This is a genomic window from Deefgea salmonis, assembly GCF_020531905.1.
Classification (GTDB): Bacteria; Pseudomonadota; Gammaproteobacteria; order Burkholderiales; family Chitinibacteraceae; genus Deefgea; species Deefgea salmonis.
Genome location: NZ_JAJAWG010000007.1, coordinates 125,678 through 146,921 on the forward strand (window position 1 = coordinate 125,678; position 21,244 = coordinate 146,921).

Below are 21,244 nucleotides of genomic sequence, written 5' to 3' on the forward strand. Positions count from 1 at the left end.
TGTTGGCCTTGGCTTGCCGGTAGCACCAACACCAAAGGGCAAGCTAAAACCAAGTAGACTATAGGGTATTGCTCTGGGGCTATTTTTGCATAAAGGCTGTAGTCAGATACCCCATGAGATGGGTATTTAGCTACGGCCTTTCCAGGTAGTATTGCAGTTGTTTTGCAGATATTTAAAAGCGCGTTCCATATACAGATCCGGAAAATCTGGGTCTTTATTGGCAAGAGCGGTGTCTGCGTCTTCTTTTAAATCGTTGAGCCAAAAATCAGTTAATTCTTCGCGCAATTCAACCGGTACATGCTGCTCGATAAATTCAATCACAGCGGCGTCGTTCAGGCCATTCTCGCGCAGCGCTTGCACCATGGCGGTGGCTTCGCGTTTGAGCATGCCTGATTTAACCGGCTGCCCGGTGGCGACCAATAAAAACAGCGTGGCAATCACGCTATTGTCATCGTTATGGCTAATGCGCTGCCAGTTTTTGGCAATGGCTGCATCGTAGTCACTAATCGCATCAATGCCGCCATGGAGGTAGTAATGGGCCAGATTCAATTGATTGCTGCGAATTTTTGGCCATTCTTGGGCGATAAATCGATCCATCTCTTGTTGGGCGATTTGCTCGATTTTTGTTGGCGCATCGCTAAAAAATAACGCGAATCGCTCAGGGTTTTCGCTGATTTTTTTCGGTTTAACCGCTTTAAGCAAAGCATCAAACTCACTGCGTTTGGGCAGCTTCATCGCGGCTTTCGGTGCCAAAATCAACAGCATTGCGGTGTTGATCAGTTGCTCGGCATCGCAAATTTCTTCGCTAGCTAATTTCAGTTTTTTGGCCAGCCAAAAGCCAAGGTCTAACTGGTTTTGAATCGCTTGTCCCCGCGCTAATTGAGCTTGGTAGTCGGGCCACGAAATCTGCGATTCACGGCTCATTTCATTGAGAAACGATTGCTGCTCTTCGGTTGATGCCGCGCCATATTGCAGCAGCAAGGTTTCCTTGGGCTGGCTATGCAGGCGGCGCAGCATATCGGCGCCTTGTTTTGAGTGCGACAACAACGAGTTATTTTGCAGCGATTGCGCTGCGACTTGCACATCACCTTGAGCGTGATCTTCGAGGTAAATACTGATCAAATTGGTGATGCGGATAATCGCTAGCTCTAGATCGGGGCGCAGGTAAGCCGTGCCAAAATAATTGGCAATCTGCACCATGCCCTTGGCTAAATCGGCTTGAATCATTGTTTGCCGTTCAGCACTGATAATGCCGTGCTGAACGCCGTAGACAAAAGCTTTATCAAAAAAGCGGCGTGAGTCAAACGTGGTGACGGTGGTACTGATGCTCATATTAAATTGCCGACTCCTCAGCATCATCCGTTTTGCTAATCGCCTGCATCAGGCTCTCGAGTGCGCTATCGCTAATCGGTTTGCTGCGACGCTCATTGCGCATTGCTTGCATTAAAACGCGGCCTTGTAATTCGCCGATGAGTAATTCAAATTCATCGGGTAGCTCGTGAAATAGCAGCCAAATGGTTTCTTTCCAGTCGTTATCAGCCACTTCTGAGCGGGTATAACTCCAGTTGGTTTTATCCAAAATATGTTCCAACGAATGAAACACATTAAAGAACTCGCGAATTTCATCGCTGGTGCTATCGCCATCGTCTGATAAAAAAGGCAGTGGTGTGGTGGTATTGCTGGCGTGCATCACAAAGTTGAGCACGTCTTCTAAACGGCCATAAAAATAATCCGCCATCGTCTCAACACCACCGGCGGCTTTAAAAATCGGCTCGAGATATTCGCTGGTTAAATCGGGATTTTTATAAATCACCGCATTGATCATGCCGCGCATTTTGTCTTTATTGCGCTCGCCATAGTGCTTATCGAGCACGACTGCGCGGGCAAATTGCTCGGGGGTGACCATCATGCTCAGTAAAGATTCTTTGGATGAATCATATTCGCGCATAATGGCTAGCAAATCTTTGGGCGCAACATCGCCCAAAATTTGCATCAGCGCCGTATCGCCGTGTTGATCGGCAATATCGGACAGCACTTTTTCGGCGCCTAAAATATCGCCAACCAAAATGAGTTGTGAGGCATTGATAATTGCTGGATGCATGATCAGTCCTTTTGCAGCGTTGAATTTTGGTAGCAAGAGCCAATGGTCAACCGACGCGGGTCGGTACCGATTGCGGCCACTTATTTACTCTCTGATTCGTGCGATTCAAAACCTTGCTCTGATAACCAAGATGCGCCAGATTCTTCTAAATCACCCATCTGCCCGCCATCGTCGTCTGAATTGTAAACATCGTGATCGTCGTCAATTGACTCCGACTCGGCGTGACTTTCTGGCGCGCTACTGTAGTGGCCGCCTTTGAGTCGCAAATATTCCAGTGCCGCGGCGATCACTAAAAATTGCTCGCCACCATCGGCAGCAACCGCTGCTGCAGTGTATTGCTGCGCCCAATCGGCAATAGTGAGATTGTCTTGCAATTGATCCCAAGAGATAAAATCATCGCCATCAGGCTCGCTAGTGATGAGTGCTTTCATCATGGCCGGTGAAGTAAAGCTAAATGCATTGTAGAAAACCACCGCCACCATTTCAGGGCTGAATTCAATCATCGGCAATAGATGCGCAAATTGTTGGCGTTTTTCATTCAGGCGTTTTTTTAGCGCCGGACGACCTTCTGAATCGGTCATCAAGTCATCGAGCTCGGCGTCGTAAACGGGCATTAATTCGGCAAAAAAGGGTGAGATATTCACTGAAACAAACCTTGTAGATATTTGGCGCTAATCTCTTGGGCAATAGCCAAAGGATCATCAATTAAACTGCGCTGACGATAATCATCGTAAGCTTTGCGTTTTTCGCTATCAGATAGCACTTCGTAAGCCACTTGAATTTCTCGAAAACGCGCCGCCGCATCGGGGGCCGCGTTTCGATCGGGGTGAAATTTAGTCGCATTGCGGCGGTAGGCCGCTTTAATCAGTTCGATGCTGGCATTGGGCTGAACACCCAGCTGTGCATAATGATCGTGTAAAGACATCAAGTAACCTCAATTTGTAGAGGGTGATCTTGTGAGCCAGCAAACAAAAAGCCCACTTCTTGCGAAGCGGACTTTGAAATTGATCACTGGGAGCGCCAAATTTGCTGAAGTGCTTAGCAAATCAAGGTGCTATCGGGCTAAACCCAGCTCAAAATAATAGCAACAAGTGGGCGCGATTATAGCAGATTTTGACTGGCCTTATTGCCTTGCAAGCAAGGCGTGCTCGATTCGCTACTCAGGTTGCCAATCTTGATAAGGCTTATGGACTTTAACGTAGGCTTTTTCGAGTGCGCCGCTATCTCTTGCCGCTTTAATGGCTTTACTAATGGCGTCATTGACGAAGTCGCCACGCTCATTGCAAGAAAAAAACAATACATCGGGGTAGTCTTCAAAGTGGGCGCGGTGGATTTGGTGCAGCTTTAATTTTTTGATCAGATAGTCGCTTTCTTCTTGCGCCCACAGCACGCCTGCAATGCGACCGGCATTGAGTTTTTTGAGCGACTGCTCCAAATTTACTACGCTGCGCGTTGGAAACCCCCAGTCGGCTGGTGGCGCTTCAATAAGTAGTTTGGTGTCGTTATTGGCTTGGGTCACTTGCTCTTTGGGGATGATTTGTTTTTTGTTGGTGTACAGCACGAAGGTGACTTTACCGAGCATTTCTTTGGAATATTGATACGGCGCGGCATTTTTTGCACCATCTTTGATCTTCATCGTAGGAAAGCGAAAATCCGCATTTTTGTTATTGATGTCGAGGTACACTCGTTTGACCGGTTCAAGGCTGAAGTCGATTTTGCCGGCGGGATAAAACTGATTGATGACGGCGATGAGCTCAGGAAATGGCCCTGTCTTACTGTTTTCTAAAATGCCCGGCAATTCAATGGCCACACCATGAAAATTGGGGTCATTGACGGGAAACGTGTAATTGGGCGTTTTGATGCCATTGCAATCATTGGCATAGCTTGTGGCTAAGCAAGCAAGACCAAACAAAGAAAATAATATTTTTGGATACATGATTATTTCGCCTCTACACGATATGCCTTTGCCGGACTCAGTTAAGCATACAAGACGAGAAATGAAATAGACAGTTTTTGATCAGCTTGGCGGCGTTTTTCAAAGGGCGCTTCAACTGAGGTGGTTGGTCTTGCTGCTCGGTGATGTGTGATATAAAAAAACTAACGAGTCGATGTAAATATTTCATTTTAACTATCGATCAATTGTGGCTAGAATGGCTTCTGTCAATTACACACAACGCTGTTCACAAGGAGCTACACCATGGCCATTATCAATACCGTTATCAAACCTTTCAAAGCAACTGCTTACCACGAAGGCAAATTTGTTCCTGTTAGCGATGAAACGCTAAAAGGTAAGTGGTCGATTGTTTTCTTTTACCCAGCTGACTTTACTTTTGTTTGCCCAACTGAGTTAGGCGACTTGGCGGATGTCTACCCAGAATTCCAAAAAATGGGCGTTGAAGTGTACTCAGTATCGACCGATACCCACTTCACTCACAAAGCTTGGCACGATGCGTCTGACACCATCAAAAAAATCAACTACCCAATGATCGGTGATCCAACTGGTGCGATTACTCGCAACTTTGATGTGATGATCGAAGAAGAAGGCTTGGCATTGCGCGGCACGTTCGTGATCAACCCAGAAGGCGAGATCAAAGTGGCTGAAATTCATGACTTGGGTATTGGCCGTGACGCCAAAGAATTGCTCCGCAAAGTACAAGCAGCACAATACATTGCGAGCCATCCAGGTGAAGTTTGCCCAGCAAAATGGACGCCAGGCGAAGACACTTTGAAGCCGTCTTTGGATTTGGTTGGCAAGATCTAATTCCTGCGCTGTAAACCTCCTGCTTTAGCGATCTAAGTAATCAGTATTTAGATCAGTCTGTTAATCCGTGCCGCCGCTGGCGGCATGGATTTCAGTGATCAAGTTTCCCTTGATCAGTGAAATTCAACCGGAGAATCCCCATGCTCGATGCCCAAATTAGTGCCCAATTGCAGGGCTACCTCGAAAAACTACAATATCCGATCGAATTGATTGCTTCATTAGATCAAACTGCCGCCGCCAATGAAATGGGCACTTTATTGCAAGAAATCGCCGCTTTAAATTCTAAAGTCACGGTGCGTATGGATGGCGTTGCTGCCTTGCGCCCATCGTTTGCTATTGCTCGTCTTGGCGATGCACCGCGCGTGCATTTTGCCGGTATTCCATTGGGTCATGAATTTACGTCTTTGGTCTTGGCTTTATTGCAAGTGGGCGGCCATCCACCACGGGTCGATGATGCGACGATTGCTACGATTAAATCATTGCCAGGCCCATTGAATTTTGTGTCGTTTATTTCTTTGTCTTGCCACAACTGCCCTGATGTCGTGCAAGCATTGAATTTATTGGCGGTGCTCAATCCAGCGATTACCCACACCATGGTCGATGGTGCTTTGTATCAAGATTATGTTGCTGAGCAGCGCGTGATGGCGGTACCAACCGTGTTGCTCAACGAGCAGCCTTTTGGTCAAGGTCGGATGACGATTGAAGAAGTCGTGGCCAAACTCGATACCCGCAGCGGTGAGCGTGCCGCGCAAGACATTAACGCCAAAGCAGCGTTTGATGTGTTGGTCGTCGGTGGTGGCCCAGCTGGCGCCTCGGCTGCGGTATATGCCGCCCGTAAAGGGATTCGTACTGGCGTGGTTGCTGAGCGTTTTGGCGGCCAAGTGCTCGATACCATGGGCATTGAGAATTTTATTTCGGTTAAAGCCACCGAAGGCCCAAAATTGGCCAGCGCCTTAGAAAATCATGTCCGCGAATACGATGTGGATATTATGAATTTGCAACGCGCTAGCAAATTAACTCCGGGCGATTTGATTGAGATTGAATTGGCCAACGGCGCAAAGCTGCAAAGTCGCAGCGTGATTTTGTCGACCGGTGCGCGCTGGCGTGAAATGAATGTGCCGGGCGAGCAAGAATACCGTGGTCGTGGCGTGGCGTACTGCCCGCATTGCGATGGTCCATTGTTTAAAGGCAAGCGCGTGGCGGTGATTGGTGGCGGCAATTCCGGCGTCGAAGCGGCGATTGATTTGGCGGGGATTGTGAGTCATGTGACCTTGCTTGAGTTTGGCGAACAAATGCGCGCTGATGCGGTATTGCAAAGCAAATTGCGCAGCCTGCCGAATGTAACGATCTTGACGCAAGCGCAAACCACGGCCGTGATCGGCAATGGCGAAAAAGTAACGGCGCTCAACTACACCGATCGTGCTTCTGGTGAAGCGCGCAGCATTGAGCTAGAAGGCATCTTTGTGCAGATTGGTTTGTTGCCTAATACCGATTGGTTAAAAGGCGTGGTCGATTTAAGCCCTAGTGGCGAAATCATCGTCGATGCTCGTGGCCAGACTTCGGTGCCGGGCGTATTTGCTGCCGGTGACGTGACCACCGTGCCGTTTAAACAAATCATTATCGCCATGGGCGAAGGCGCCAAAGCCTCGTTATCAGCGTTTGATCACCTGATTCGCAGCGGGCATTAATCGCGAGATTAAAATGACGTAAAAAACGAGGCCAAGCGCCTCGTTTTTTTATGCGGATTAAAATCAGCGCAAGAGCAACTGCTTGTCGCGTGATCTCGGCCTATCGTAAGGCAGGCGCATGGCTACATAGCGTGCATGCTATATGCGTGTTTTTATGGGGTATGTGTTTGCATTGCTTTATTTTAAAGGCTTAGATAGCAATACCTAGCTGGTCAATATCGAGCAGACAACAAAAAACCCCGTAATCCTAAGATTGACGGGGCTTTTGAATTCTCTGTGCTAGCCAGAGAATGATAACTGGTGGCTATGGCGGGACTCGAACCTGCGACCCCAGCATTATGAGTGCTGTGCTCTAACCAACTGAGCTACATAGCCAAGAGAGGGCGCTATTATCACCGATGAATTTAATCTTGGCAAGCCCTTTTTTATAAATAATCAGATAAAACGCAAAATATTTATAAAACCATCACCGCAACCCAACCAAATGCCATTAATGGCAGGTTGAAGTGCAAGAAAGTCGGTACCGAAGTATCCCAAATATGATTGTGCTGACCATCGACATTTAAACCAGCGGTTGGGCCCAGTGTTGAATCAGACGCTGGCGATCCAGCGTCACCCAATGCACCCGCCGTGCCGACCAAGCAAACAATCGCTTCAGGGCTAAAGCCGAGCTGCATCGCCAGCGGTACGTAGATGGTAGCGAGGATAGGGACTGTTGAGAATGAAGAGCCAATGCCCAAGGTCACCACTAAACCAACCAGCAACATCAAAAACGCCGCCAGTGCTTTGCTATTGCCGATCAGATCGGCCGATTGCGTGACCAAGCTGCCTACGTCGCCCGTGGCTTTGAGCACTTCGGCCATGCCCGAGGCGGCAATCATAATCAGGCCAATGCCGGCCATCATTTTCATGCCTTCGCTAAAGACACTATCGGCTTGTCGCCAAGGCACTGCGCCACCGAGTACACAGACGGTAAAGCCTGCTAGCGCCCCGAGCAGCATCGAATCAACGCACAGTTGCACGATAAAGGTCGTGACCATCGCCAGTGCCGCCACGCTCAATGAGCGACGTGTATAGCGACTGTCTTCGCGCTCAACCGCTTTGAGCACGTCCATATTGTATTGGCGCGGTTTACGGTAAGTGACAAACACGGCGGTGAGTAAACCAAACACCATCCCCAATGCCGGCAGCGCCATCGCGTGCATCACATTCACTTGGCTGACATCTAAGCCCGATTTGGTAATGCTGCCCAATAAAATTTGCGTTAAGAAAATCTCACCAAAGCCAACTGGGAACAACATATACGGCGTAATCAAACCAAACGTCATCACACACGCCAATAAACGGCGGTCGACTTTAAATTGTGCCAGCGTAAAGAGCAGCGGCGGAATCACCAAAGGAATAAACGCGATATGAATCGGCAAAATATTTTGCGACGAAATCGCCAGCGCCAAAACGGCCAACACAATGCCCCATTTAACCCGCTGGGTATTGCTGCTTTTGGCACTTAATTTGGCCAAGCCATCGGCCATCGCGTGCGGTAAACCCGATTCGGCCAGCGCCAAGGCAAAAGCGCCCAGCAGCGCGTAAGACAGCGCAATCCCTGCACCACCACCGAGGCCGCCATTGAATGCGGCGATGGTTTTACTTAGCTCTAAACCGCCGACCAAACCGCCGACCACAGCACTAATGAGGATACTGACCACCACATGAATGCGGCTCAAAGAGAGCGCGAGCATCAGTGTTACTGCAATTAAAACGGCATTCATAAGTAAAAACTTGGTCAAAAAGATGCCACTTTACCTGTAGAAGGGGGGATTTGTTTAGAGATAAATCATCAATTGATGTTTCGCTTGATTGCGTATATGGGATTTTATGGGTATTAGGAATCGATCTGAGCTGATACCATCTTGTCCCCTTGGGGGTGAAGATTGGTTTTGCTCCCCGTTTTATGTTCAAAGGATTTAGCATGATCGCAGAGGAAGCCCAGACGGCACCCCACCTCAAACGCAATTTGCGTGTACGTCATCTTTCCATGATTGCCATTGGTGGCTCGATTGGGACCGGTTTATTTGTGGCCTCGGGCGCGACGGTGGCCCAAGCGGGCGCTGGTGGCGCTTTGGCTGCTTACGCCGTGATCGGTTTGATGGTGTATTTCTTAATGACCAGCTTGGCCGAAATGGCCGCGTACATGCCGGTTTCAGGCTCGTTCTCGACTTACGGGGCTAAATTTGTTGAGCCCGGTTTTGGCTTTGCCCTCGGTTGGAACTACTGGTACAACTGGGCAGTGACCATTGCCGTTGAATTGGCTGCGGCCAGCATGGTGATGAAGTTTTGGTTTCCAGACAGCTCGGGCATGCTGTGGAGCGCCTTGTTCCTTGCGATTATGTTTTCACTCAACTACCTCTCGGTGAAAGGCTTTGGTGAAGCTGAATTTTGGTTCTCGCTGATTAAAGTTGTGACCGTGGTGATCTTTATCATCACCGGTGTGTTGATGATTTTTGGCATCTTAAATGGCACGCACAGCGTTGGTTTTGAAAACTTCACCATGGGCGATGGTCCTTTTGTCGGTGGCTTCCCCGCCATGCTCGGGGTGGCGATGATTGCCGGGTTCTCATTCCAAGGCACTGAATTAGTCGGTATTGCCGCTGGCGAATCCGAAAACCCGCAAAAAAACATTCCGCGTGCGATCAAGCAAGTGTTTTGGCGCATCTTGCTGTTTTATGTATTGGCGATTTTCGTCATCGGCATGTTGATTCCCTACACTGACCCTAATTTGCTTAAAAGCGATTTGGCCAATGTTGGCGTTAGTCCGTTTACCTTGGTGTTTCAAAATGCCGGCATTGCCTTTGCCGCGAGCGTGATGAACGCGGTGATTTTAACGGCGATTTTATCGGCCGGTAACTCTGGCATGTATGCTTCAAGCCGCATGTTGTATTCATTGGCTACAGAAGGCAAAGCGCCAAAAATGTTCGCCAAATTGTCAAATAATGGCGTGCCGCGTAATGCTTTATACGCGACGACTTTGGTGGCCATGCTATGCTTTTTTGCCTCGGTCTTTGGTGAAAAAACCGTGTATTTATGGCTATTGAGCACCTCCGGGATGACCGGCTTTATTGCTTGGCTCGGGATTGCGATTTGCCATTATCGCTTTCGTAAAGCCTATATCTTGCAAGGCCGTGACTTAAGTGATTTACCATATCGCTCAAAGTTTTATCCCTTTGGCCCGATGTTTGCCTTTGCCTTGTGCATGATTATTATGCTCGGCCAGAACTACCAAGCCTTTATGGCCGGAACTATTGATTGGGGCAGTGTGGTTGCTACTTATATCGGTATTCCACTGTTTTTGTTGATTTGGCTTAGCTATCGCTACAAAAACAAAACGCAATTTATCACGTATGAAAAAATGGATTTAGACAGCCAGCGCGATTAATTTCGCTAGCAAATGCAGAAATAGCCCCGCAGGTCGGGGCTATTTTTTTGGGCAGAAAAAATCAAGGCGCAATATCTAAATCATATGGGTATTGCTTGTAACGGTTGTGGCTCGTGGTCTGCAATCAAATACATTCATGTGTAGGGTGTATTCGACGCGCAGCGGCAATACGCCAATGCTGTTGTGACGTAATGTCTTTGGCGATGACGCCTTACTGAAGAGTGTGAGGTTGCGCTGTGTTAAACGTACATCGCTTCACGAAACACCGCGGCGAGTTATTAGCATCGTGGATTTGAAAACCTCATATTGAAAGACTGATGCCATTTTATGAGATAATAGTCCATCCTGTTATCTTACGCAGTTAATGCTGTTACTTTGATGGCGATGTCAAGTAGGCTTCTTGTATTGTTGCGATACTTGTAATAATCAGAGCGATAAGGAAAATTATAAAACCGTTTCGTATGCATTGATATGCAATTTCATTATTGACCTGTTTTATTAGGTTGATATTTTCTTGCCCTATGAGGGCTTTTATTATTTCTATTCGTTCATTTTTTGATTTCCTATACTCAAAAATACTACCATAGCCATATGTAGGCATTAATTTGAATGCCATTAAAGAGACTATTCCTCCAATTAGCATGTATATAGGTGATAGGCTTAGTAGAGCAATGATAAATGGCTTGATTTCACTGTTTGGCAATGATCTTGTGGTTGTGTTAGCTATCACGCCTATGGCAGTTAAGCATAAACTTAACCCTAAATTAAATTTAGATGTTTTGTCATCAATTGTTTTTGACCTTGTGTGTTCTTCTTTTAATCTTTCGGTTAGTATTTTATTGTCTAATTCGTAATAAAATAGATTTTTCTCACTCATGAAATCTTCCGCATCTACTTTTTTTCTTTGTTCAAAACCAAGTAAATGTACGAATGGGAATGAAATAAAAAATAAGTTTCTTGATGTTGTTATTATTTTTTTCATGATAGCGCCTCCGCAATGCAGAGCTCTATTTTTCTATCTTCGTTTGAGAGCCAACCCCATTCACCTGTAGGGTTTATTTCTATGAAGTAATAATCTCCATTGCTCTCGATTAAGTCAATTGCGCCAAAATTAAGCCCTAGTGCCACCATTAATTTATAGCATTTTGATTTTATTTTTTTTGGTAGTTCGATGTTGGTGTACTCTAATTCATCTTTTTTTAATAATCTCCAGTCGTCATCAATACCATATCCATTGGATGTTATTTTTACTGAAAAAATATGCTTTTTGATTATTGTTACTCTAATATCAGTCTTGTTTGTTATATAGTTTTGGACTATTAAAGGTGCAGATCCAATTGTTTCATAAGTTAAATCGGATTTTTTAACGCTTGAAGTATATGTGAATAGACAGTCATCACCATCCCTGAGTAATACAGTATCTAAAGATTTTACTATTATCTTTTCTTGGAATGACTTGGCCTCATTAAAACTATTGCTGATTTGTGTTTTTGGTATTTTAAATCCAATTTTTGATGCGATCATAAGTTGATATGGTTTGGATTCTGAAGAGTAGGTGTTTGCAGGCCAGTTCATCCAAAATGCATCATCAAAAATCATAAGACCTCGTAAAAATGCAGTCCATTGAGATTTAGATAGTTGATCTTCTAAGCTCAAAGATTTTTCTGGTGTATTCCTTAAAAATATGGGCTGCCTAAACCAAATTGATTTTATTTTTTTGATTTTCCTGTTAATCCCATTTCCAGTGATTGATATTGTTTTTTTTTCTGGATCAATGCTTATTTGATGCTTGTGAATATTTTCTTTGTTTAGTCTTATGTAATCAACTTTTGATTTTTCTAATTCTTGAATAACCAAATCAATAGAGAAGTCATATATGCTTGAAATAATTAAACATGATTTTTTCATTCTCCTTTTTGATCCTCTCCAGTTTCTAAATCACACTTTTTTGTTGCTTGTACGCCAAATTCAGAGCTGTGTTGTATAAGTGGATTGTTGTTTTTTATCCAAAGGCCTCGTGTATTGTTAAAAAAACTACCTTCTGGCATTTCTGGTGTCTGATGGTAAGGTTTTCTTTTTGCTAACCTTATTAGTAAATGTTCTTGCATTCTTGTTCCTTGTTTAATTACTTCTAAATTAGAAAGGATACTAATTATTTATGATGACTTCTTTGAATAATTACATTGTTGAAAACTAGCTTATCACAAGAGTAAGTCTTGTTGTGCTTAAAGTTTCACCATAGCTTGGATAAGCCTGTGCAGCCCAACGTTTACCACGCGTATATCAACCTTTGCTGTATTCGCTCACAGCCCTTGATCTAAAAAGCCCCGCCAGCCATACCCAGTAACTATCCCTCACATCGTCGAGGTCACCGCCTCATCCACACCTTGCGCGCAGGTTGGTTGCTGCGAAGCGCCAGTCGCCTGCAAGCTGTCATGTTTAGCGCGGATCATGGCTTCGACTTCTTTGTTGAGGCTGCGTCTATCGTGGCCTTCGGGTTTGATTGGCGTTAGAAAATGGAGTTCGATACAGAGGTGCTGCGCGCCGGTGATTTGCCACAGCGAGTCGACAATGCTCATGTCGTCGATGTACGCTGCGTCGCTGGCGTATTGGCCGGCGGCGTTGGTGTAGCGCAGGTAGATGGGTTGGATGGTGGCGTTGGTTTCAAAGGCGCTTTGGATGAGCGAGGCTTTGAATGGGCGAATTGCTTGGCCGTCGCTGGTGGTGCCTTCGGGGAAAAAAGCGATGCATTCTTGATTATTGAGCGCGCTGCTGATGCTGGCATTGACGCGTTGGGTGTCGCGGGCTTTGCTGCGATCAATAAATACCGTGCCAGCGCCTTGGCACAGCATGCCGATGACTGGCCAAGTTTGCACGTCGGCGCGGGCGACAAAGCGGGCGACGGTGACGCTATTGATGGCAAAAATATCAAACCATGAGATGTGATTGGCCAGCAGTAGATGATTGGCAGGGTGTAGCGGGGTGGCTTGGCCAAAGACTTTGAGGGTGAAGCCGAGTTTTTGCGCTAATTGTTGCGACCAAGCTTGGGTTTTATTCAGCCGTGCTGCGTGATGGAGTCGAGGAAACTGAAAGCGCACCAGCAGCATGCCGTAAATCACATGTCGTATAAATTGCTGCAATCGATGGATTCTCAACCAAGTTCTCATCACGACTTACCCTTGTTCAATTGGCGTGCATTGGTGTTTGCGACGCGTATTGCTTACGCGGGCATCAACATACACCAACTGCGTGCGATTCAGTATTGTCTCGGGGTGTAAAGCGGATTTATCTGGTTTTGTGTGTGGTTTTGGCTGCGGTTTAGCGATAGCAAGCGTCGCAAGCCACGCCCCACTCAGCGGTGGGGCGTAAGGATTTTATAACTCGCCAGAGCGATCGCGCCCGCGTAAACCGGGGGCGGTGTCGCCAGTGAGGCCTTTAGAAAAGGCGATCACTTTAAAAATCTCGCCCATTTCGGCGTGGGTAGTGAGTTTTTGAATGGCAGCAGCGCTTTTCATATAGTCGATGCTGGTGGTGGGTAATTGCTGGGCGAGGTCGAGAATGCCGGCATCGAGCAAATAGCTGGCCTGAGTGGTATAGCCCTCTAGGCTAAGTCCACTGCCTTCTGCAGCGGTATACATCGCGGTAAAATCAACGTGGCAGGTGATGTCAGTGAGCCCGGGGTAAAAGAATGGGTCGTGAATGGTGTGGTGGCGATAATGGCCAATCAGCGTGCCCATACTGCGTTCTGGATGGTAATACTCGCGCTGCGGGAAACCATAATCAATCAGTATGATCATACCGCGCAGTAAGCTTTGTCCGAGTGCGGCGATAAAGCCTTGCGCTTCGAGGTGAATTTCGCTGGTGTAGTTCGGAATCGTTGGCAAAGGCTCGCAAGCGGCGGCCAATTGCGCGGATTGGATCGGCCGATTTTGCATGGCAAAACCGTGCTCACTGACCATGACGCCGCGTTGTTGCCATTGCCCATCGGCCAGTTGCACCAGCTCGCACGGCATGGCGTCGAGCACTTCATTGCCAATGATGACGCCGACAAAATCCTCGGGCAGCGCATCAAGCCACTGCACGCGAGCGATTAAATGTGGTACTAAAGTAAGCAAAGTTTGACGCTGACGCTCGCGTAATTGGCCGGAAAGCTCCAAGATGGCATAGTGTAGGGGCAAGGCGTTGCGGCGCTCGAGTTCTTGCAAAATTTGAGCGGCCAGTTGGCCGGTGCCCGCGCCGACTTCCAAGATGCTGGCGCTGTTGTGACCGATTTCATCGAGCACATGCGCCAACGTGGCGGCCACCGTGGCACCAAAAAAAGGCGAGATTTCCGGTGCGGTGACAAAGTCGCCGGCACCACCAAACTTGGTCGCGCCGCCGCTGTAATAACCCAGCGCCGGGGTGTACATCGCCAAGCGCATAAAGTCGGCAAAAGAAATCCAGCCGCCGTGGGCGTCTATCGTTTCGGCAATATGCTGACATAAAGCTTGGCTGGCGTTGAGCGCGTCGCTCGATGGCACAGGTAATTGCAATTGATTCATGGCGAAGTCGATCCAGTTAAGGTGTCGCCGATTTTAGCATTGTTGGTTCTCATCGCGTGGCGGGTGCGGTGCTTTTCGCGGCGACGCTGCCTGCTTGCCTGCGCAGTTAGCATGACGATGCGGCGCTGACTACGCCGTGATTGGCGAAGAAAATCGATCCAGTGCAGCGGGAAACCCAACGTCAACAGACGCTAGCTTTTGTGGAGATATATTTTAAAAGTGATGACTGACAACGTAGAGGTATTAATTATTGGCGGCGGCGTTGGCGGGCTAACGTTGGCGCAATGGCTCACTGGGCTCGGGCGCAGCTGGCGCATTGTTGAGCGCGAAGCGTATTTGGGCGGCCCTTTGGCGCACAGCCAATATGTTTTGAAATGGATTCCGGGCTGGCCTGCGGTGTCGGGGCGCGATTATATGGCGGCTATTTTGGCGGGCATTGATACGGCGCACTGCGAGCTCAGTGGTGAATTAACGCAGATTGAGATGGATGAAATCGATCAAGGATGGCGCTGTCAGCTGAGCAATGGGCGCGCCATGCGGGCTAAAAAACTGGTGTTTGCCTGTGGCGCAGCGCCGGTTTCGCCGTTTGCTCCGGCTGAGCGGGTGATTGTTGGGCCGGGATTACAAAAAATTGCCCACTTACAGACTGGGCATCGGGTGTTGGTTTTAGGCGGTGGCGATAATGCTGCGGAGCACGCACTGATTTTGCAAGAGATGGGCTGCTCGGTGGTGATGCTGGTACGCAGCGCATTGCGTGCATCGGCGGTATTAGCACAGCAATTACGCGCCGCGCAGATTGATCTTCGCGTGCATGGCGATGCTTTGCCTTTGAATGTTAGCGCGAGCGGGGTGGAGTTATTCGGTGAGTCTTACGATTATGCCGCAGTGTATTACGGCTATCAGCCATCGACCGCAGCGACAGTCTTTCCGCTGTTGTATGGCCCAGATCAGCGCATTAGCCGCGATGTGTTTATTCTGGGCGATATGAGCGGCCCCAGCTACCCCAATATTTTACTCACCCAAGGGCAGGCTGCGGTGGTGGCCAAGCAAATCGATCACGCGTTATCGGGTGACTAAATGTGCAGTAAATTCTGCACCGATCTAGCCTTGGTGAGTTGTCTTGAGTTATTTATTGGTGGGTATATTTATGTAGGCTTTGCATTATAAAGTCTGCATGAATATACCCATCTAATTGATTTAAAAACTTTTGACGCAGAGACGCAGAGAGGCAGAGAAAAGCAAAAACGGTTATTTCAGACGACCTCGATTTAAAAATCCGTTGCATTGACTCGTTTTTTCTTGGCATCTTTGCGTTAGTTTTTGATTTTAAAAGCTGTATTGGTACGAAGATATCTCGCTTTATTTTTGATAGGCCCTTGGTTAAAGCGTGCCAGATTGCGTTCGCTGGCGAAGACCATATCAGCGTCGATTGCTAGCTGAGTTTCACGCATCCAGCTCAGTGGCCACAACACAGTCCGAATCGCAGCCTATCCCAGCCGCAATTGAGCGCTGCGCCCAGCGGCTAATCCGCCGATTTAGCCAAGGCCAATTGACGGGTAAATAGCGCGCAGGTTCGAGCAACATGCCGCACCAATACCGATGTTGCGCCTCATCCCAAACCAAAGCGGCACACCGCCCGCGCCGTTTGCGACTAATCAACACCCCCACCGGACAAGGCTCCGCCGCACAACACACCCCGCAACCATTACACACCGCCCCCACAGCGGGTTTGGTAGGGGCGAGTGGGTGCAGGTGGATGATTTGCATGGGATTGGTCGATGTTAAGTCGCGTTAGCAAATACCAGTACCGGATGGTTTGGCGCTAATAAAAAGCCGCTGAAAAACAGCGGCTTTAGTGGTGGGTGACTGCGATTAGTTATGGCGTTATGGTGTAGTTATATGGGAAGGTGGTGATTTTTGCTGCTTGCCCGCCACCTGCAGGTGTGGTGACCGTGATAGTTAAAATACCGCTATTTTGCGTGGCAGGACAAGTTGTAGCAAATTGAAGCTTAAATCCAAAATTGGTTTGACCTAAAACGATGGCATCGGTCGCAATTGCAGATGAGCCAATGGTATGGCTAGTACCAGAAAGCACAGAACCTTGCCCATTGGTACTTGCAATCGCGATCGTCGTACCTGCGGGCAAGATATTGCCTTTTTCATCCGGGATATAGATGGTGTAATCTTTGTTCGTTCCGCAGGTGCCAGTAACTGGTGCCGCAGGGCTGAGTACAGGTGTTTTTGGCGTGTCACTAGAGAAAATAAATGTTGCCTGTTTGAAGATATACAGTGTTTTTTGGCTGGCGCATTTTGTAAATGTGGAGCTTTTACATAAAGACGCATTTAGCTTTCCATCTGCGGCTTGATAGATACCATCAAAGTTAAAGTCAATTAATTGATCGTTATTATTAAATACTGTGTCTTCATCTTTATCTATGAACGCTTCGCCAATATCTGTTGATTTACCTGTATCGTCTTTTAGCTCACTATCTTGATCCGCAACAAGATTAAAACCAATTGCTTTGCTGGTTAATGGATCAATTGTTGGATTGTAGCGGTCAAAGAAACTTTCTTCGCCAATGGCATATGCCACCACGTGAACTCGACCATTGATGGGGCGTGGGTTTTGCGAAGTTAAAGTGATTTGGCAGCTGCTATCCACCGTAGTGCAACTACCTTGGGTGCCTGTGCCAATACGGCCACCGTCGGTAATAAAGTTAATCGCGGTGCCGTCCGGCACAGGGTTATTAAAGTGATCGGCAAAGCGCATGGTGATTTTGGCTTCGGTGCCATCATAATTCCAGCCATTGATATTGTATTTATCCGCAGCCAATGAAATTGAATCTTGGTCTGGGAAGCCCGAGCTAATCGCTAATTTTCCTGAGGTACTACTTAAGGCTCCCGCTGTGGCAGTTACACGGATTGAAGTCGGTTGATTGCCAGAAATCACTGTGGCATTTGCAATGCCATTGCTGTCGGTGGTTACGGTGACCTTACCTGATACGGCATTGAGTAAAGTAACGCCGCCAGCTGATGTGTCTAAGGCAAAAGTGACCGCTTGACCGGGAATTGGCGCTCCGGTGGCATCGACCACTTTGAATTGCACCTGGGCAGTATCAGGGCGCGTTGCGCTGGCATAGCCCTTGAGGGTGATTACGCCATCAGTAGGGGTAATCGCATTAAATGAGAGGGATGCTGCTGTGGGCGGCGCAATGGCGACTTTTACGTTTTGGCTTTGTCCGTTAGATAGTGTTGCAGTAATCGTATCGGTGTTGGCGCAGCCTTTGTCAGTAAATGAAGCAATCGCTTTACCGCTGGCATTGGTGACGGCTGTTGCGTCGATGGTGGCTTTGTTAGCTTGCGCGCATTGCGATGAAAAATTAACAGTTTGCCCAGAAATTGGCTTGCCATTGGCACTGACCAGCACTTCTACGCTGGTATTGGCATTGGCACTGATGCTGGTTAGGCCAGCCAGCATGCTATCAATTTTTAATGTGGAAGAACCAATTTGATACGCCATCGAATTGGTAATGGTTTGATCGGTGCCAGTAGCGCCTTTATATTTGGCGCTGGCAATCAATTCGCCTACTTTGCCACTGGCGCTGATATTGGCCACACTGAGTGTGGTCGTCATTTGGCCAGCAGCGTTGGTTAGACCTGCATTCGGGCTTAGCAAGCCTAAGGTTGTATCGGTCGTAAAATTCACCACCGCGCCAGCAATCGGGCTGTTATTGGCATCGACGACTAGCGCAGTCACTTGAATGGTTTCGCCAAGGGCAAGGGTGGCTTGTGTTGGTGTTAGAACGATTTTAGCAACCGCAGGAATGGGCGTCGGCGTTGCGCCACCACCTCCGCCACTACTGCCTCCCGCAATCAGGTCGGCGCCACTGGGGCCGCCGCCGCCGCAGGCGGTGAGTGTACTGGCGATTGCTGCGGCAATGGCCAGATGAATAAGGGCTTTACGGTGGGTTGAATGCATTTTGTCTTGCCTTTTACGATTTATTTACAAACAAACCAGCATCTTCTTTCTGCTGATTTTTTAATTCGTACATTTTAAGCAAGATATGCTGTTTGAATGTTGCTTTTCGCTTACTTTAACTAAAAGTGACACCTATTTGTCATGCGGGTCTGGCCGCCTATTGCGGCATGAGATTGCGCTGAAAAATCAAACACTCGGCAGCGTGTTGCTGTGAGCGAATGGCTTTGTGCGTACGTGTAGGGGTTTTTCAGGTAAAATCACTGCCAATTCAATTACCTATAGCGGGGCGTCCTTTGGGCGTCCCGTATTTATTCTATGAACGCAATGACCGAACAAGCGCAAGAAAAACCGCAACTGACTGAGGCGGAACAAAAGCAGAAATATAATTTCAATAAGTTGGTGAAACGCTTGCGCCATAACGTGGGCGACGCGATTAACGATTTTAATATGATCGAAGATGGTGATCGGGTGATGGTGTGTTTGTCGGGCGGTAAGGACAGTTACACCATGCTGGATATTTTGCTGAGTTTGCAAAAATCAGCGCCGATTGATTTTTCGATTGTTGCGGTAAATCTGGACCAAAAACAACCGGGTTTTCCTGAGCATATTTTGCCGACGTATCTGGCCGAAATCGGCGTTGAACATCGAATTATCGAAGAAGATACGTATTCGATTGTGACGCGAGTGATCGAAGAGGGCAAAACCACCTGTGGTTTGTGTAGCCGTTTGCGTCGTGGCATTTTGTACCGCGTGGCCGATGAATTGGGTGCGACCAAGATTGCGCTGGGCCATCATCGGGATGACATTTTAGAAACGCTGTTTTTGAATATGTTTTACGGTGGCAAGCTCAAAGGCATGCCGCCCAAATTGGTGTCGGACGATGGCAAGCATATGGTGATTCGCCCGTTGGCGTATTGCCGTGAAAAAGACATTGAAAAATACAGCGCAGCGCGTGAATTTCCGATTATTCCGTGTAATTTATGCGGCTCGCAGCCCAATTTACAGCGGCAAGTGATTGGCGATATGTTGCGTGATTGGGATCGACGTTTTCCGGGGCGTTTGGAAACGATGTTTACCGCGATGTGCAATATTGTGCCATCGCATTTGGCGGATCCGAAGCGGTATGATTTTGTGAATGCCAAGGCCGATGGCACGCCACGCGCCGATGGTGATAAAGCGTTTGATCGCGAAACGTTTACTGATCCAAGCCGAATTTCGATTTTGTCGAGTAAGCCAGCAGCGAGCGCGTGTGGAGATGCGTCATGATGTTATCGCGTACTCGGCGTCGCCCGAAAAATTTTGATGATGAGCTGATGATCGATGTCTCTGAAGAGGGCGGTGTTCGTAAGCTGCATTTTGGTAGTGATGACACGCAAAGTGCGATGAAAATCAATGCGCCCAATGAATTGCTGCTGGCGTATTCGCGCTGCGTATTTGGCAGTTTATTGTTTTTAGAGCCACCGCAAAAAATGCTGTTGATTGGCTTGGGCGGCGGCTCGATTGCCAAATGGGTGCATGAGTATTTGCCGACGACGCATTTGACGTGCGTTGAGCTATTTCAGCAGGTGGTGAATGTGGCGCGTTCGATGTTTTTTTTGCCGCCAGACGATGCGCGTTTGGAGGTGATTACCGGCGATGGCGCGGCGCATGTTTACAATATGGCGGATGAATCGGTCGACATGATTATGATGGATGCGTATTCGGCAACCGGCATCGCTGCACCATTGGCCAGTACCGATTTTTTTACCGCGTGCAAACATAAGCTGACTGATAACGGCGTTTTGGCGGTGAATCTATGGAGTATTGATCGCCGTTTTGAGCAGTATTGCGCACAATTGTCCGAAGTGTTTGAAGGTCGATTGATTTGCTTGCCAGCACGGCAAAAAGGCAATGTGATCGCTTTTGCTTTTATGCGGGGACAAAACAATCCGCAGTGGGAGCGATTGGCTGATAAAGCCAAAAAACTCGAAGCTGAGTATGGTCTTGAATTTAATGAGTTTGTTAGTGATTTGGCGCGGATGAATCCACATAACGATCGACGTTTGTTTATCTGATGAAGGCGGGGAGTTGGGAGTGAGGGAGTAGGGAGTAAAAGCAGAAATGAAAGGTTTTCTTCTCTCCCGATTCCCTACTCCCCACTCCCCGCGTTAATAAAGGTTTTCAAGTGCTCGCGAATGTGAAAAAATCAGGGTAATCAACGAAATCTTAAATAGGTCGTACTTATGCTCGATCGTGACGGCTATCGGCCAAACGTCGGCATCATTATCATTAATCAACAGAACCAAGTGTTTTGGGGGAAACGCGTGCGAGAGCATTCGTGGCAGTTTCCGCAAGGCGGCATTAAGCAGGGGGAGACTCCTGAGCAGGCGATGTTTCGAGAGTTGGCTGAAGAAGTTGGCTTGCTGCCGGAGCATGTAGAAATTGTGGGCCGCACGCGGGACTGGATGAAATATGATGTGCCGACCAATTGGGTGCGCCGTGAATGGCGCGGGACTTACAGAGGACAAAAACAAATTTGGTTTATGCTCAGGCTAGTCGGGAAGGATTCTGACGTTTGCTTGCGTAAAACCACGCATCCTGAGTTTGATGCATGGCGCTGGAATGAATATTGGTCGCCGCTTGAGGCGGTGATTGATTTCAAACGTGGCGTGTATGAAGCGGCTTTGGGTGAGTTAGCGCGATTGATTGGTCAACATCCGCCATCTGTCGTCAACTAAAACAGCATTAGAACGGGCGGCTTG

The 21,244-nt window shown here is 47.9% G+C and carries 20 protein-coding genes and 1 tRNA gene; 7 read left to right on the plus strand and 14 right to left on the minus strand.

Annotation, left to right across the window (positions count from 1 at the left end; genetic code table 11):
* Window positions 1-126: 126 nt before the first annotated feature.
* From LG219_RS11560 to LG219_RS11580, 5 genes are all read right to left on the minus strand, one after another.
* On the minus strand, window positions 127-1,332 hold the full coding sequence (locus tag LG219_RS11560; protein ID WP_226764640.1) for a hypothetical protein: 1,206 nt from the start codon (window positions 1,330-1,332) through the stop codon (window positions 127-129).
* Window position 1,333: 1 nt separating this feature from the next.
* On the minus strand, window positions 1,334-2,101 hold the full coding sequence (locus LG219_RS11565; protein ID WP_226764641.1) for a hypothetical protein: 768 nt from the start codon (window positions 2,099-2,101) through the stop codon (window positions 1,334-1,336).
* 80 nt (window positions 2,102-2,181) lie between these two features.
* Window positions 2,182-2,745, minus strand: a complete 564-nt coding sequence (locus tag LG219_RS11570; RefSeq protein ID WP_226764642.1) for a hypothetical protein — start codon at window positions 2,743-2,745, stop codon at window positions 2,182-2,184.
* Window positions 2,742-3,026: a DnaJ domain-containing protein gene (locus LG219_RS11575; RefSeq protein WP_226764643.1), complete on the minus strand. Its 285-nt coding sequence runs from the start codon at window positions 3,024-3,026 to the stop codon at window positions 2,742-2,744. Before LG219_RS11575 ends, LG219_RS11570 begins: the two co-directional genes overlap by 4 nt.
* Window positions 3,027-3,257: 231 nt before the next feature.
* A complete protein-coding gene (locus LG219_RS11580) occupies window positions 3,258-4,037 on the minus strand; it encodes a hypothetical protein (RefSeq protein WP_226764644.1) in 780 nt (259 codons plus the stop codon).
* Between the two features lie 261 nt (window positions 4,038-4,298).
* Between LG219_RS11580 and ahpC the strand changes: the two genes are divergently transcribed.
* Together ahpC and ahpF are read left to right on the plus strand one after the other, a co-directional pair.
* Window positions 4,299-4,862: an alkyl hydroperoxide reductase subunit C gene (ahpC, locus tag LG219_RS11585; protein WP_226764645.1), complete on the plus strand. Its 564-nt coding sequence runs from the start codon at window positions 4,299-4,301 to the stop codon at window positions 4,860-4,862.
* Between the two features lie 140 nt (window positions 4,863-5,002).
* Window positions 5,003-6,550 carry an alkyl hydroperoxide reductase subunit F gene (gene ahpF, locus LG219_RS11590; protein ID WP_226764646.1) on the plus strand — a complete coding sequence of 516 codons (1,548 nt, stop codon included), beginning with the start codon at window positions 5,003-5,005 and terminating at the stop codon, window positions 6,548-6,550.
* Between the two features lie 298 nt (window positions 6,551-6,848).
* On the opposite strand, the gene LG219_RS11595 is transcribed toward ahpF, so the two are convergent.
* Window positions 6,849-6,925: transfer RNA gene (locus LG219_RS11595), tRNA-Met, on the minus strand.
* Between the two features lie 80 nt (window positions 6,926-7,005).
* Entirely contained in the window at window positions 7,006-8,319 is a 1,314-nt protein-coding gene (locus LG219_RS11600) for a Na+/H+ antiporter family protein (RefSeq protein ID WP_226764647.1), read from the minus strand.
* A gap of 200 nt (window positions 8,320-8,519) precedes the next feature.
* Between LG219_RS11600 and LG219_RS11605 the strand changes: the two genes are divergently transcribed.
* Complete coding sequence (locus LG219_RS11605) at window positions 8,520-9,983, plus strand: amino acid permease (RefSeq protein ID WP_226764648.1); 1,464 nt, start codon at window positions 8,520-8,522, stop codon at window positions 9,981-9,983.
* A 370-nt stretch (window positions 9,984-10,353) separates the two neighbouring features.
* Here LG219_RS11605 and LG219_RS11610 read toward each other — a convergent pair whose 3' ends face one another.
* The 5 genes from LG219_RS11610 to LG219_RS11630 form a co-directional block, all read right to left on the minus strand.
* Entirely contained in the window at window positions 10,354-10,965 is a 612-nt protein-coding gene (locus LG219_RS11610; protein ID WP_226764649.1) for a hypothetical protein, read from the minus strand.
* A complete protein-coding gene (locus LG219_RS11615; RefSeq protein WP_226764650.1) occupies window positions 10,962-11,891 on the minus strand; it encodes an MvdC/MvdD family ATP grasp protein in 930 nt (309 codons plus the stop codon). The genes LG219_RS11610 and LG219_RS11615 overlap by 4 nt, the downstream gene beginning before the upstream one ends.
* On the minus strand, window positions 11,888-12,091 hold the full coding sequence (locus tag LG219_RS11620; RefSeq protein ID WP_226764651.1) for a hypothetical protein: 204 nt from the start codon (window positions 12,089-12,091) through the stop codon (window positions 11,888-11,890). Before LG219_RS11620 ends, LG219_RS11615 begins: the two co-directional genes overlap by 4 nt.
* 246 nt (window positions 12,092-12,337) lie before the next feature.
* Window positions 12,338-13,150 carry a lysophospholipid acyltransferase family protein gene (locus tag LG219_RS11625; protein ID WP_226764652.1) on the minus strand — a complete coding sequence of 271 codons (813 nt, stop codon included), beginning with the start codon at window positions 13,148-13,150 and terminating at the stop codon, window positions 12,338-12,340.
* A 207-nt stretch (window positions 13,151-13,357) separates the two neighbouring features.
* Complete coding sequence (locus LG219_RS11630) at window positions 13,358-14,524, minus strand: class I SAM-dependent methyltransferase (RefSeq protein ID WP_226764653.1); 1,167 nt, start codon at window positions 14,522-14,524, stop codon at window positions 13,358-13,360.
* 222 nt (window positions 14,525-14,746) lie between these two features.
* Here LG219_RS11630 and LG219_RS11635 point away from each other — a divergent pair, with 222 nt between their 5' ends.
* Window positions 14,747-15,601, plus strand: coding sequence for an FAD-dependent oxidoreductase (locus tag LG219_RS11635; RefSeq protein ID WP_226764654.1), 855 nt, complete (start codon window positions 14,747-14,749; stop codon window positions 15,599-15,601).
* Window positions 15,602-15,967: 366 nt separating this feature from the next.
* Here LG219_RS11635 and LG219_RS11640 read toward each other — a convergent pair whose 3' ends face one another.
* Both LG219_RS11640 and LG219_RS11645 read right to left on the minus strand, forming a co-directional pair.
* The gene (locus tag LG219_RS11640; RefSeq protein WP_226764655.1) at window positions 15,968-16,291 is read right to left on the minus strand and encodes a hypothetical protein; all 324 of its coding nucleotides are present in this window, start codon (window positions 16,289-16,291) and stop codon (window positions 15,968-15,970) included.
* Window positions 16,292-16,400: 109 nt separating this feature from the next.
* Window positions 16,401-18,503 carry an Ig-like domain-containing protein gene (locus tag LG219_RS11645; RefSeq protein WP_226764656.1) on the minus strand — a complete coding sequence of 701 codons (2,103 nt, stop codon included), beginning with the start codon at window positions 18,501-18,503 and terminating at the stop codon, window positions 16,401-16,403.
* Between the two features lie 315 nt (window positions 18,504-18,818).
* On the opposite strand from LG219_RS11645, the gene ttcA reads away from it, so the two are divergent.
* From ttcA to LG219_RS11660, 3 genes are all read left to right on the plus strand, one after another.
* A complete protein-coding gene (gene ttcA / locus LG219_RS11650) occupies window positions 18,819-19,769 on the plus strand; it encodes a tRNA 2-thiocytidine(32) synthetase TtcA (protein WP_373314870.1) in 951 nt (316 codons plus the stop codon).
* A complete protein-coding gene (locus LG219_RS11655; RefSeq protein WP_226764658.1) occupies window positions 19,766-20,557 on the plus strand; it encodes a fused MFS/spermidine synthase in 792 nt (263 codons plus the stop codon). The genes ttcA and LG219_RS11655 overlap by 4 nt, the downstream gene beginning before the upstream one ends.
* A 168-nt stretch (window positions 20,558-20,725) precedes the next feature.
* Entirely contained in the window at window positions 20,726-21,220 is a 495-nt protein-coding gene (locus tag LG219_RS11660; RefSeq protein WP_173533088.1) for an RNA pyrophosphohydrolase, read from the plus strand.
* The last annotated feature ends 24 nt before the right edge of the window (window positions 21,221-21,244 follow it).